Origin of the sequence: Vibrio sp. MEBiC08052 (assembly GCF_001506075.1) — a bacterium.
Lineage (GTDB): Bacteria > Pseudomonadota > Gammaproteobacteria > Enterobacterales > Vibrionaceae > Vibrio.
This window is the reverse complement of the sequence record NZ_KQ947476.1, coordinates 451,281-463,909: the sequence shown is the minus strand read 5'-3', so window position 1 is coordinate 463,909 and position 12,629 is coordinate 451,281. Positions and strand designations below refer to the sequence as shown.

At 46.8% G+C, this 12,629-nt stretch carries 9 protein-coding genes and 1 rRNA gene; 8 read left to right on the top strand and 2 right to left on the bottom strand.

Annotated features, from left to right (window positions below; translation table 11 throughout):
- Position 1 precedes the first annotated feature (1 nt).
- The 4 genes from atpG (at position 2) to glmU (ending at position 4,250) form a co-directional block, all read left to right on the top strand.
- A complete protein-coding gene (gene atpG, locus VRK_RS19460; RefSeq protein WP_059123148.1) occupies positions 2-868 on the top strand; it encodes a F0F1 ATP synthase subunit gamma in 867 nt (288 codons plus the stop codon).
- Positions 869-902: 34 nt separating this feature from the next.
- Entirely contained in the window at positions 903-2,306 is a 1,404-nt protein-coding gene (atpD, locus tag VRK_RS19455; protein ID WP_059123147.1) for a F0F1 ATP synthase subunit beta, read from the top strand.
- An 18-nt stretch (positions 2,307-2,324) separates the two neighbouring features.
- Positions 2,325-2,747 carry a F0F1 ATP synthase subunit epsilon gene (locus VRK_RS19450; RefSeq protein WP_059123146.1) on the top strand — a complete coding sequence of 141 codons (423 nt, stop codon included), beginning with the start codon at positions 2,325-2,327 and terminating at the stop codon, positions 2,745-2,747.
- Between the two features lie 138 nt (positions 2,748-2,885).
- Complete coding sequence (gene glmU / locus VRK_RS19445; protein ID WP_059123145.1) at positions 2,886-4,250, top strand: bifunctional UDP-N-acetylglucosamine diphosphorylase/glucosamine-1-phosphate N-acetyltransferase GlmU; 1,365 nt, start codon at positions 2,886-2,888, stop codon at positions 4,248-4,250.
- Between the two features lie 92 nt (positions 4,251-4,342).
- On the opposite strand, the gene fadA is transcribed toward glmU, so the two are convergent.
- On the bottom strand, positions 4,343-5,512 hold the full coding sequence (gene fadA / locus VRK_RS19440) for an acetyl-CoA C-acyltransferase FadA (RefSeq protein WP_059123238.1): 1,170 nt from the start codon (positions 5,510-5,512) through the stop codon (positions 4,343-4,345).
- Positions 5,513-5,516: 4 nt separating this feature from the next.
- Complete coding sequence (gene fadB / locus VRK_RS19435; RefSeq protein ID WP_059123144.1) at positions 5,517-7,700, bottom strand: fatty acid oxidation complex subunit alpha FadB; 2,184 nt, start codon at positions 7,698-7,700, stop codon at positions 5,517-5,519.
- 200 nt (positions 7,701-7,900) lie between these two features.
- Between fadB and VRK_RS19430 the strand changes: the two genes are divergently transcribed.
- From VRK_RS19430 to VRK_RS19415, 4 genes are all read left to right on the top strand, one after another.
- Positions 7,901-8,530, top strand: a complete 630-nt coding sequence (locus tag VRK_RS19430; protein WP_059123237.1) for a YigZ family protein — start codon at positions 7,901-7,903, stop codon at positions 8,528-8,530.
- 22 nt (positions 8,531-8,552) lie between these two features.
- A complete protein-coding gene (locus VRK_RS19425) occupies positions 8,553-10,010 on the top strand; it encodes a TrkH family potassium uptake protein (RefSeq protein WP_059123143.1) in 1,458 nt (485 codons plus the stop codon).
- Positions 10,011-10,021: 11 nt separating this feature from the next.
- On the top strand, positions 10,022-10,549 hold the full coding sequence (gene hemG, locus VRK_RS19420) for a menaquinone-dependent protoporphyrinogen IX dehydrogenase (protein ID WP_059123142.1): 528 nt from the start codon (positions 10,022-10,024) through the stop codon (positions 10,547-10,549).
- A gap of 489 nt (positions 10,550-11,038) precedes the next feature.
- A 16S ribosomal RNA gene (locus VRK_RS19415) occupies positions 11,039-12,580 on the top strand.
- Positions 12,581-12,629: the final 49 nt, after the last annotated feature.

Below are 12,629 nucleotides of genomic sequence, written 5' to 3'. Positions count from 1 at the left end.
GATGGCCGGCGCAAAAGAGATACGTAGTAAAATCGGGAGTGTGAAAAGCACTCAGAAGATTACGAAAGCGATGGAAATGGTAGCGGCTTCTAAAATGCGTCGTAGTCAAGATGCAATGGAGTCTTCCCGTCCATACGCGGAAACAATGCGTAAAGTGATCGGTCATGTGGCAAACGCAAATCTGGAATATCGTCATCCGTATCTGGAAGAGCGTGAAGCCAAACGTGTTGGTTATATCATCATTTCTACTGATCGTGGATTGTGTGGTGGCTTGAACATTAACTTGTTCAAAAAAGCCCTGCTGGATATGCAATCCTGGTCGGAGAAGAATGTTGACGTTGAATTGGCCGTTATCGGTTCAAAAGCGACAGCGTTTTTCTATAACAGCGGTGCAAAAGTTGCTGCTCAGACTTCCGGATTAGGAGATGTTCCATCTTTGGAAGACTTGATCGGCTCTGTTAATGTGATGCTGAAAAAATATGATGAAGGTGAGTTGGATCGCCTCTATGTTGTGTTTAACCGTTTTGTGAACACCATGGTGCAAGAACCAACGATCGATCAATTGCTACCTTTGCCTAAATCAGACAGTAAAGAAGTTAAGCGTGAGCATTCATGGGATTACCTCTATGAACCTGAACCGAAACCTCTACTCGATATGTTGTTGCAACGTTACGTAGAGTCTCAGGTTTATCAAGGGGTAGTTGAGAATCTTGCTTGTGAGCAAGCTGCTCGAATGGTTGCTATGAAAGCTGCAACTGATAATGCGGGTAACCTGATCGAAGATCTGGAACTTGTGTATAACAAAGCGCGTCAAGCTGCGATTACACAAGAACTGTCGGAAATCGTGGGCGGCGCAGCTGCGGTTTAAGTGAAGGTCAAATAAATAGTTTAGAGGATTAACGATGGCTACAGGTAAGATCGTACAGATCATTGGTGCAGTAGTCGACGTAGAGTTCCCACAGAGTGCTGTACCTAGTATTTACGATGCTCTGAATGTTGTCGATGCTAAAGAACGTTTGGTTCTTGAAGTTCAGCAACAACTAGGCGGTGGCGTGATTCGCGCCATCGTTATGGGTAGCTCGGATGGTTTACGTCGTGGAATGACAGTAGAAAATACTGGCGCTCCAATCTCAGTACCTGTCGGTACTAAAACGTTAGGTCGTATCATGAACGTTTTAGGTGATGCGATTGACGAACGTGGTGATATCGGTGCAGAAGTAACGTACTCAATTCACCGTGAAGCGCCAAGCTACGAAGAACAGTCAAGTGCGACTGAGCTTTTAGAAACAGGTGTTAAGGTTATTGACTTGATTTGCCCGTTTGCGAAAGGGGGGAAAATCGGTCTGTTCGGTGGTGCTGGTGTTGGTAAGACCGTCAACATGATGGAGCTGATCAATAACATCGCACTGCAACACTCGGGTTTGTCTGTATTTGCCGGGGTAGGTGAGCGTACTCGTGAAGGGAACGATTTCTACTTCGAAATGCAGGAAGCGGGTGTTGTTAACATCGAAAAACCTGAAGAATCTAAGGTAGCGATGGTTTACGGTCAGATGAACGAACCACCGGGTAACCGTCTGCGTGTTGCCCTGACTGGTTTGACAATGGCTGAGAAGTTCCGTGACGAAGGTCGTGATGTACTTCTGTTTATTGATAACATCTACCGCTATACCTTGGCGGGAACAGAAGTTTCAGCATTGTTGGGTCGGATGCCTTCTGCGGTAGGTTATCAGCCGACACTGGCAGAAGAAATGGGTGTGCTGCAAGAACGTATCACGTCAACTAAAACTGGTTCTATCACGTCTGTACAGGCGGTATATGTCCCAGCGGATGACTTGACTGACCCGTCACCAGCGACAACATTTGCCCACTTGGATGCAACGGTTGTATTGAACCGTAACATCGCGGCAATGGGTTTGTATCCGGCGATTGACCCGCTAGATTCAACGTCTCGTCAGCTTGATCCACTCGTTGTTGGCCAAGAACATTACGATGTTGCTCGTGGTGTTCAGTCAACACTTCAACGCTATAAAGAGTTGAAAGATATCATTGCGATTCTGGGTATGGATGAGCTTTCTGAAGACGATAAGCTGGTGGTTGCTCGTGCACGTAAGATCGAGCGTTTCCTGACTCAGCCTTACCACGTTGCAGAAGTATTTACTGGTGACCCGGGGATTTACGTCCCTCTGAAAGAAACCCTGCGTGGTTTCAAAGGTCTCCTTTCCGGTGAATATGATGACGTTCCTGAACAAGCGTTTATGTACTGCGGTGCAATTGATGACGCTGTTGAGAATGCGAAGAAGCTATAAGGCTGACTAGGAGGCGATATGGCATCAATACCCTTTCATCTGGATGTTGTCAGTGCTGAGAAGAAAATTTTCTCTGGCATGGTTGAAACATTTCAGGTGACCGGTAGCGAAGGTGAACTTGGTATTTACCATGGTCACGCACCGCTTCTGACCGCTATAAAGCCTGGTATGGTGCGTATTGTGAAGCAGCACGGCCACGAAGAAATTATTTATGTTTCTGGTGGTATAGTGGAAGTTCAGGCAAGTACTTCAACAGTACTTGCTGATACAGCCATTCGTGGTGAAGATCTAGACGCAGCAAAGGCGGAAGAAGCCAAACGTCGTGCTGAAGAGAAAATTCAGAATCATCAGGGCGGGATGGACTTCGCACAGGCGGCCAGTGAACTGGCTAAAGCCATTGCTAAGCTACGAGTAATCGAGCTGGTTAAAAAGCGTCGTTAAACCATTTATGACGTTTAAAAAGGCGACTTTCAGTCGCCTTTTTTGTTTTCTCTCAAAAATTCTTGCTGATGATTTAACTATTGGCGATTTCCCATATAAAATCAGAAGTCTCTTTCCGATTCAGTATAAAGGTAGTCCATGAAATTCAGTGCCGTGATTTTAGCCGCGGGAAAAGGAACCCGGATGTATTCTCAGTTGCCCAAGGTTCTCCATACGTTGGCAGGTAAACCGATGGTGAAACATGTGATTGATACATGTCAGGGAATCGGTGCTCAGCAAATTCATCTTGTTTATGGGCACGGTGGCGAGTTGATGCAGCAACAGCTTTCAGCCGAATCAGTTAATTGGGTATTGCAGCCACAGCAGTTGGGAACAGGCCATGCGGTTGATCAGGCTGCTCAATATTTTCAGGACGACGAACAGATCATTGTCTTGTATGGTGATGTTCCGCTGATTTCGGAAGAGACGATCGACAATTTACTGGCTTCACAGCCACAAGGTGGGATCGCATTATTAACCGTTGTTTTAGACAATCCGACGGGATATGGAAGAATTATCCGTCACAATGATGCTGTCGTTGCCATTGTTGAGCAAAAAGATGCTTCAGAAGCAGAACTGTCGATTCAAGAAGTGAATACCGGTGTGCTGGTGGCTTCAGGGAAAGATCTGAAACGCTGGCTGTCCGGATTAGAGAATAATAATGCTCAGGGTGAGTATTATTTGACGGACGTGATTGCTGCTGCTCACGCTGAAGGCCAAGTAATTCAGGCCGTTCACCCGCTCGATCCTATGGAAGTTGAAGGGGTGAATGATCGGGTTCAGCTTTCACGGCTGGAAAGAGCTTATCAGCACTCTCTGGCGAATAAACTGTTAACACAGGGGGTTATGCTGCGGGATCCGGCCCGGTTCGATCTCAGGGGGCAGTTGCAGTGTGGCCATGATGTCGAAATTGATGTCAATGTCGTCATTGAAGGTAGTGTTTCGCTGGGAAACAATGTGATTATCGGAGCCGGTTCTGTGTTGAAGGATTGTGAGATTGATGACAACACAGTGATTCGTCCATACAGCGTAATTGAAGGGGCTACCGTCGGAGAAATGTGTACGATTGGTCCGTTTGCTCGTTTGAGACCGGGTGCTGAATTAAAAGATGATGCACACGTCGGTAATTTTGTAGAAATTAAAAATGCACGTTTAGGCCAAGGTTCGAAAGCCAATCACCTCACTTATCTGGGCGATGCGGAAATCGGTGATCGTGTGAACGTTGGTGCCGGGGTAATTACCTGTAACTATGACGGTGCCAATAAACATAAAACCGTGATTGGTGATGATGTATTTGTCGGATCTGACTGTCAGCTGGTGGCGCCGGTCACGATTGAAGATGGTGCTACTATTGGGGCGGGGACAACATTAACGCGCAATGTTGCTCAGGGTGAGTTGGTGATTACCCGGGCGAAAGAGCGCCGGGTTGAAGGCTGGCAAAGACCGGTGAAGAGCAAGCCATGATTGGATGGCCGATGGTTCAGCATGAATAAACGCTCATTGCTGAAAAAGGCTCCTGTTAGGAGCCTTTGTTGTTTAAGAGAATATGAGCTCAACTAGCGGACGCGTTCAAAAATCGTCGCAATGCCTTGCCCCATCCCGATACACATGGTTGCCAGACCAAACTGGACATCCTGATGTTCCATCACATGTAATAGTGTTGTGGATATTCTGGCGCCTGAGCATCCCAGCGGGTGGCCTAATGCAATCGCACCCCCCCATAAATTCACTTTATCATCAAAGTTATCTGTCAGTTCAAATTGCCGGATACAGGAAAGTGCTTGTGCTGCAAAGGCTTCATTGAGTTCAATAACGTCAATATCATGCAGAGATAGTCCGGCTCTTTTTAGTGCCTTGCGGGTCGCAGGGACGGGGCCGATTCCCATCACGGAGGGTTCACATCCCGCGACTGCCATCGCTCGAATCTTCGCTCGGATGGGTAATCCGAGTTGCTGCGCTTTCTCTTCTGTCATCACAATCATTGCCGATGCTCCGTCTGATAAGGCTGAAGAGGAGCCGGCTGTGACCGTGCCGTTGGCTGGGTCGAAAACTGGTTTGAGCGACGCCAGAGAATCGAGAGATGCATCACGACGAATGACTTCATCCTCTTGCAGAGATATCAGTGCGCCCTGTTCGTCGTGGCCTTGGGTGGGTACGATTTCCCGTTGAAATAGCTTGTTCTCTGTTGCTTGTGTCGCTCTCTGGTGGGAGCGCAGGGCAAACTGATCTTGAGCATCTCGGCTGATCTGGTGTTGTTTTGCCAGCATTTCAGCGGTCAACCCCATCATGCCGGCTGCTTTCGCTGCATGTTTGCTCAGGCCGGGATGCATATCAATCCCATGGGTCATCGGCACATGCCCCATATGTTCAACGCCACCGATGAGACAAATCTCGGCATCCCCGGCAGAAACGGATCTTGCCGCATCATGCAAGGCCTGCATCGACGAACCACACAGACGATTGACTGTGACAGCACCGATTTCAAACGGCAGTCCGGCTAGAACCGCAGCATTGCGCGCAATATTCATTCCCTGTTCAAGGGTTTGCTGAACACATCCCCAATAGATATCTTCAATATCAGCCACCGGTATTTGTGGATTACGTTGAATCAGTGCCTGCATCAAATGGGCTGACAGTGTTTCTGCGCGAGTATGGCGAAACACGCCTTCTTTGGAGCGGCCCATCGGCGTACGGATACAATCCACGATCACTGCTTGCTTACTCATGCGATTACCCTCTCTCTGATTCTGATTTGTCATGGTGGATGGGATAGAAAACTCTTGCTTGATGAGCCATTACTTCGAGAGATTTCGGCACGTGATAGAGTTCTCCAAAGCGCTGGTATGACTGAGCAGTTTGGATATATTGTGTAATACCGATGGTATCCAGATAGCGGCAAACACCACCTCTGAATGGTGGAAAGCCAAGTCCGTATACCAGTGCAATGTCTGCTTCGGCGGGAGAGGAGATAATATTTTCCTCCATGCAGAGAATGACTTCATTCATCATCGGAATCATCATGCGATCCATGATCATTTGTTTGTCTGTGACAGGCAACGGTTCTCCCGATGCGTAGACAAGCTGGTAGATGTCAGGTGATAACACTTTCTGGCTCTTACCTCGTTTATCCGTATAGTAGTGATAAAAGCCTTCACCGGTTTTCTGACCAAATTTTTTCGCCTCATAAAGCCGGGTAATAATGTTGTCCGGGGATGATTTCATTCGGGTTGGATAAGCTTGGCAAATCACCTGTTGTGCGTGATACGCGATGTCGATACCGACAACATCGAGTAAATAGGCAGGCCCCATCGGCCAGCCAAAATCTTTCTCCATGATTTTATCAATTTGGACAAAGTCGTACCCTTCATCGAGCAACTGACAAAAGGCCAGAAAATAAGGAAAGAGAACGCGGTTGACAAAAAATCCGGGACAATCGTTAACGACAATCGGGGATTTACCCATATGGGCAGCAAAAGCCACGACCGTATCAATGGTTTCGTCACTGGTTTCTTTGCCACGAATAATTTCAACCAGCGGCATTTTATGCACCGGATTAAAGAAATGCATGCCACAGAACTTGTCAGGCCTTGAGAGTCCCGCTGCTAATTGGGTAATCGGAATCGTTGAGGTATTTGAGGTCAGAATGGTATTGGCGGTAACCTTTTCTTCAATCTCTTTCAGGACAGACGATTTGATTTTAGGGTTTTCAACCACGGCTTCAACAATAACATCCACATCTTCTATACCGGCATAGTTAAGTGTTGGCCGTATTGAAGCAAGGGTGTTAGCCATGTCCCGCGGAGACAATTTACCTCTTTTGACCCCTTGCTCTAACAGTTGAGCACTATGATTCATGCCCAGTTTCAGAGAGTCAGGTACGATATCTTTTAAAACAGCAGGGATCCCTTTAATCGCGGATTGGTAAGCAATCCCGCCACCCATCACGCCTGCGCCAATCACGGCACTGTGACTGACAGGGTGGGTCAGTGACTGTTTCGCTTTTTTGGCGAGGCCTTTAATATATTGGTCATTAAGATAAATACTGACCAATGCGGCCGCTTGATCGGATTTTGCCAGGGTAACAAAGTTCTTCCGCTCGATGTTTAGTGCTTCATCTCTGGACAGTGTTGCTGAAGATTCAATCGTCTCAATCGCTAAAAATGGTGCCATATAGTGAGTGCTTACTTTTTGATGGGTCATTCCCTTGGCTGTCGAAAAGACCATCAGACGTTCTACGGGTGATAAAGTAAGCGGTGCACATTTCTCCTGACGTGCTTTCTTCCAATCAATCTTATTGTGAATTGCATCGTCCAGTGTTCGTCTTGCTGTTGCGGCAAGCGCTTCTTCTGTTGTGATGGCATCGACCAGCCCGACAGAGAGTGCGTGCTCGGCACTGAATATTTTGGCCTGAACAATCGCTTCTAAGGCGTTATCCGCACCGATTAATCTTGGCAGACGGACACAACCACCGAATCCGGGCATGATTCCCAGTCTTGTTTCCGGTAAGCCAATTTTGGTTGACCGGGCGGCAACACGAAAATCAGTAGCGAGTACACACTCACATCCGCCACCAAGGGTATATCCACACAGGGCTGAGATTGTCGGAACCGGCAGATCTTCAAGTTTACAGAAGATTTGATTGGCATAGTGAAGCCATTGTTCCAGTTCATCACTCGGGTACTGAAATAAGCCTAAAAACTCATTGATATCGGCCCCGACGATGAAACTTTCTTTATCGGATGTCAGTACTAAGCCTTTGAGTCCCGGAAAGCCTTGGATTGCATCCAATGCTTTATCCAAGTGGCTTAGCGTTGCCGTATCAAGCGTATTGACCGATAGAGGTGTGCAAAACTGCAGCTCAAGGATACCACCTTCTATTTCCTTTACCTGCAATGTCTTTGACTGAAAGATCATGAATTTATCTCCTGACATGCATTTATAGTAAGTCAACTGGTACGATGACTTGTTTTAGTATTCAAAAAGTGTGGGCACAAGTTGAGATAACTGCAATAAATGAAAAGATAAATTCCATTTTTTTAGATCCGCAGCACTTTTCTTTATGGTCGTGCTAGACTGTTACGCTGATTTGATTTGATGTGATGCTAAGTTATCCGATGAATGATCAGCCTTATGCGATTCCTGCTGCTTCTGTTCGTTATGATGAAGAGATTAAAAAAAGTCTGTTTATGACTTTTCTTCAGCATACGCCGGGGATTGAATCTGCTAAGGCCTTTATTGAGCAGATCAAAAATCACTACCCTGATGCGAGGCATCATTGTTGGGCTTTTGTCGCCGGGCGACCTGATAACTCAATGAAATGGGGATTTAGTGATGATGGTGAACCATCAGGTACCGCAGGAAAACCGATTTTAGCGCAGTTGTCGGGTGCGCAAGTCGGAGAAATTACCGCGGTGGTTGTGCGTTACTATGGTGGGGTGAAGTTGGGAACCGGTGGATTAGTCAAAGCTTATGGCGGCGGTGTTCAGCAAGCGCTTAAGCAACTTCAAACAATCGAAAAAAAAATCACCAAGACATTAAACTTGGCGCTAGACTATGGGTTGATTCCTTTGGCTCAATCCGTTATTCAGCAATTTGGTGCTCAGGAGCTAGCAGCACAGTATCTTCAGCGAGTTGTTATCACGATTGAGATTGAAATTCGATATATTGAAGCGTTTACCCAAGTGATAACCAATAAAAGTAGTGCAAGAGTTCTTGTGAGTTCAGATGATGAACTAAACAACTAAGGTCAGAATCAGCCATATCATCATGCAATTTCGTTCTATTATCCGTATAGTCGGATTACTCCTTGCCTTATTCAGTGTTTCTATGCTGGCGCCTGCGCTGGTGGCTCTAATCTATCGGGATGGTGCCGGCGTCTCGTTTGTAACGACTTTTTTTGCTTTGCTCCTCTGTGGGGCAGCTATCTGGTTTCCGAACCGTAACCATCGACATGAATTAAAATCTCGCGATGGCTTTTTGATTGTGGTTTTGTTCTGGACCGTTATCGGTAGTGCCGGGGCGATTCCGTTTTTTATTTCGGAGAATCCTAATATTTCTCTGACGGATTCTTTTTTTGAATCTTTTTCTGCCCTGACAACCACCGGAGCGACAGTCATTGTCGGGTTAGATGAGTTGCCCAAAGCCATTCTATTTTATCGCCAGTTTTTACAGTGGTTCGGGGGGATGGGGATCATTGTTCTCGCGGTCGCGATTCTTCCCGTTCTTGGTATCGGGGGGATGCAGCTCTACCGGGCTGAAATCCCCGGCCCTGTGAAAGATACCAAAGTCACCCCTCGTATTGCCGAAACAGCAAAAGCGCTCTGGTATATCTACCTAGGGATCACGGTCGTTTGTGCTTTTCTGTATTGGCTCGCGGGGGTGACCTTCTTTGATGCGATGTGTCATAGTTTCTCCACGATTGCGATCGGTGGTTTCTCTACGCATGATGCCAGTATGGGGTACTTCAATAGTCAGGCGATTAACCTGATAACGGTTGTTTTTCTGTTGATATCCTCTTGTAATTTTACGTTGCATTATGCGGCATTTGCTTCCGGCGGTATCCATCCGAAGCTCTACTGGAAAGATTACGAATTCAGAACGTTTTTGTTTATTCAGGCTATGCTGTTTGTAACTTGCTTTTCCGTTTTATTGCTTCATCAGCAATACGATTCGGTTGCTGAAGTTTTTGATAAAGCACTATTTCAGAGTGTTTCAGTCTCAACCACGGCCGGATTTACCACTACGGGATTTTCTGATTGGCCGCTTTTTTTACCGGTATTGTTACTCTTCTCTTCATTTATCGGCGGGTGTGCCGGATCCACGGGCGGTGGATTGAAAGTGATCCGGATTCTGTTATTGACCTTACAAGGTGGGCGAGAAATGAAACGTCTTGTCCATCCGCGAGCCATCTATCCGATTAAGCTCGGGGATAAGGCCTTATCTCCACGCGTGATTGATGCTGTATGGGGATTCTTTTCCACCTATACGCTGGTCTTTGTTTTATGTATGTTGGCTTTAATTGCGACGGGAATGGAAGAGTTAAGTGCATTTTCTGCTGTTGCCGCAACATTGAATAACCTTGGTCCGGGGTTGGGTGAAGTGGCTGTCCATTTTGGTGATATTAATGATAAAGCAAAGTGGATCCTCATTATTTCCATGTTATTTGGGCGATTAGAAATCTTTACATTGCTTGTCCTGTTCACACCTGCATTTTGGCGTAACTAAGAGGAATAATTGTGAAGAAAGTTCTCTGTCTGTATTCAACCCGAGAAGGACAGACCAAAAAAATTGTTGAACATATAATTGCACAGCTTGAAGGCTATCAGTGTGAGTATGTTGATTTACATCTGAACCCAAAACTAAATTTGGCGCTTTACGATAAAGTGCTAATCGGTGCATCAATTCGCTATGGCCGGCTCAATAAATCTCTTTACCAATTTATTGAGAACCACCATCAACAGTTAGATGAAGCAAAAGCCGCTTTTATTTGTGTCAACTTAACCGCGCGAAAAGAAGACCAAAAAAAAGATACGCCTGAAGGCAGTGCTTACATTCAGACTTTTTTACGTAAATCTATCTGGCAGCCTCAAATGATAGGTGTGTTCGCCGGTGCACTACGTTATCCAAGATATCGTTTTTTTGATCGGGTCATGATTCGATTCATAATGAAGATGACCGGTGGTGAAACGGACACATCAAAAGAAGTCGAATATACAAATTGGAATAAAGTAGAAATATTTGCGCAAAAGTTTAAACAAATGTAGATAAAACAGGCATGTTGAGTGAAATACATACATTTATAGACGTGTGAATCATTGTTTTGAAAAAACTTGCAAAAAGGGCTTGCCAATCGAAAAGCGATGCCTATAATGCCCCCTCGCTGACACGGAATCGCGGAGAGAAATCCCCGGCTGTGTGAGTCCGGTCTTCACCGAAAGATAAATCTGAAAAAAGTGTTTGACACCAAGATTTATCCCGCTAGAATGACCGCCTCTTCGAACGGAGAACGTTTGGAAGAATCGCTCTTTAACAATATAGACCAATCAATCTGTGTGGGCACTCGTCGATAAATATCCAAAAAGATTTTATCAATGAATCGAGTGACCAATTCAAGTTGGAGCAGGCAACTGTTATCAATAAGAGCACAGTCAATTCAACATTACTTATGTAATGTCACTTTTTGCTTCTGCTTTTAAAAAGCGGAGACAAAAAGCAGTATTCATTGAGCCGACACTTCGGTGTCACAAAAACTTTAATTGAAGAGTTTGATCATGGCTCAGATTGAACGCTGGCGGCAGGCCTAACACATGCAAGTCGAGCGGTAACAGGAGAGAGCTTGCTCTCTTGCTGACGAGCGGCGGACGGGTGAGTAAAGTCTGGGAAATTGCCCTGATGTGGGGGATAACCATTGGAAACGATGGCTAATACCGCATGATGTCTACGGACCAAAGAGGGGGACCTTCGGGCCTCTCGCGTCAGGATATGCCCAGATGGGATTAGCTAGTTGGTGGGGTAAAGGCTCACCAAGGCGACGATCCCTAGCTGGTCTGAGAGGATGATCAGCCACACTGGAACTGAGACACGGTCCAGACTCCTACGGGAGGCAGCAGTGGGGAATATTGCACAATGGGCGCAAGCCTGATGCAGCCATGCCGCGTGTATGAAGAAGGCCTTCGGGTTGTAAAGTACTTTCAGCAGTGAGGAAGGATGATGCTTTAATAGAGTCTCATTTTGACGTTAGCTGCAGAAGAAGCACCGGCTAACTCCGTGCCAGCAGCCGCGGTAATACGGAGGGTGCGAGCGTTAATCGGAATTACTGGGCGTAAAGCGCATGCAGGTGGTTTTTTAAGTCAGATGTGAAAGCCCGGGGCTTAACCCCGGAGTTGCATTTGAAACTGGGAGGCTAGAGTACTGTAGAGGGGGGTAGAATTTCAGGTGTAGCGGTGAAATGCGTAGAGATCTGAAGGAATACCGGTGGCGAAGGCGGCCCCCTGGACAGATACTGACACTCAGATGCGAAAGCGTGGGGAGCAAACAGGATTAGATACCCTGGTAGTCCACGCTGTAAACGATGTCTACTTGGAGGTTGTGGCCTAGAGCCGTGGCTTTCGGAGCTAACGCGTTAAGTAGACCGCCTGGGGAGTACGGTCGCAAGATTAAAACTCAAATGAATTGACGGGGGCCCGCACAAGCGGTGGAGCATGTGGTTTAATTCGATGCAACGCGAAGAACCTTACCTACTCTTGACATCCAGAGAAGCCGGAAGAGATTCTGGTGTGCCTTCGGGAGCTCTGAGACAGGTGCTGCATGGCTGTCGTCAGCTCGTGTTGTGAAATGTTGGGTTAAGTCCCGCAACGAGCGCAACCCTTATCCTTGATTGCCAGCACTTCGGGTGGGAACTTCAGGGAGACTGCCGGTGATAAACCGGAGGAAGGTGGGGACGACGTCAAGTCATCATGGCCCTTACGAGTAGGGCTACACACGTGCTACAATGGCATATACAGAGGGCAGCTAACTTGCGAGAGTGTGCGAATCCCAAAAAGTATGTCGTAGTCCGGATTGGAGTCTGCAACTCGACTCCATGAAGTCGGAATCGCTAGTAATCGTAGATCAGAATGCTACGGTGAATACGTTCCCGGGCCTTGTACACACCGCCCGTCACACCATGGGAGTGGGCTGCAAAAGAAGCAGGTAGTTTAACCTTCGGGAGGACGCTTGCCACTTTGTGGTTCATGACTGGGGTGAAGTCGTAACAAGGTAGCGCTAGGGGAACCTGGCGCTGGATCACCTCCTTACGTAAAGATATTTGAGATGAGTGTCCACACAGATTGATTTGGTTTATAA

Excerpts from the sequence above, each read along its gene's own strand:
- atpG (WP_059123148.1), top strand. The coding sequence starts at position 2 with ATGGCCGGCGCAAAAGAGATACGTAGTAAAATCGGGAGTGTGAAAAGC.
- atpD (WP_059123147.1), top strand. The coding sequence starts at position 903 with ATGGCTACAGGTAAGATCGTACAGATCATTGGTGCAGTAGTCGACGTA.
- VRK_RS19450 (WP_059123146.1), top strand. The coding sequence starts at position 2,325 with ATGGCATCAATACCCTTTCATCTGGATGTTGTCAGTGCTGAGAAGAAA.
- glmU (WP_059123145.1), top strand. The coding sequence starts at position 2,886 with ATGAAATTCAGTGCCGTGATTTTAGCCGCGGGAAAAGGAACCCGGATG.
- fadA (WP_059123238.1), bottom strand. The coding sequence starts at position 5,512 with ATGAGTAAGCAAGCAGTGATCGTGGATTGTATCCGTACGCCGATGGGC.
- fadB (WP_059123144.1), bottom strand. The coding sequence starts at position 7,700 with ATGATCTTTCAGTCAAAGACATTGCAGGTAAAGGAAATAGAAGGTGGT.
- VRK_RS19430 (WP_059123237.1), top strand. The coding sequence starts at position 7,901 with ATGAATGATCAGCCTTATGCGATTCCTGCTGCTTCTGTTCGTTATGAT.
- VRK_RS19425 (WP_059123143.1), top strand. The coding sequence starts at position 8,553 with ATGCAATTTCGTTCTATTATCCGTATAGTCGGATTACTCCTTGCCTTA.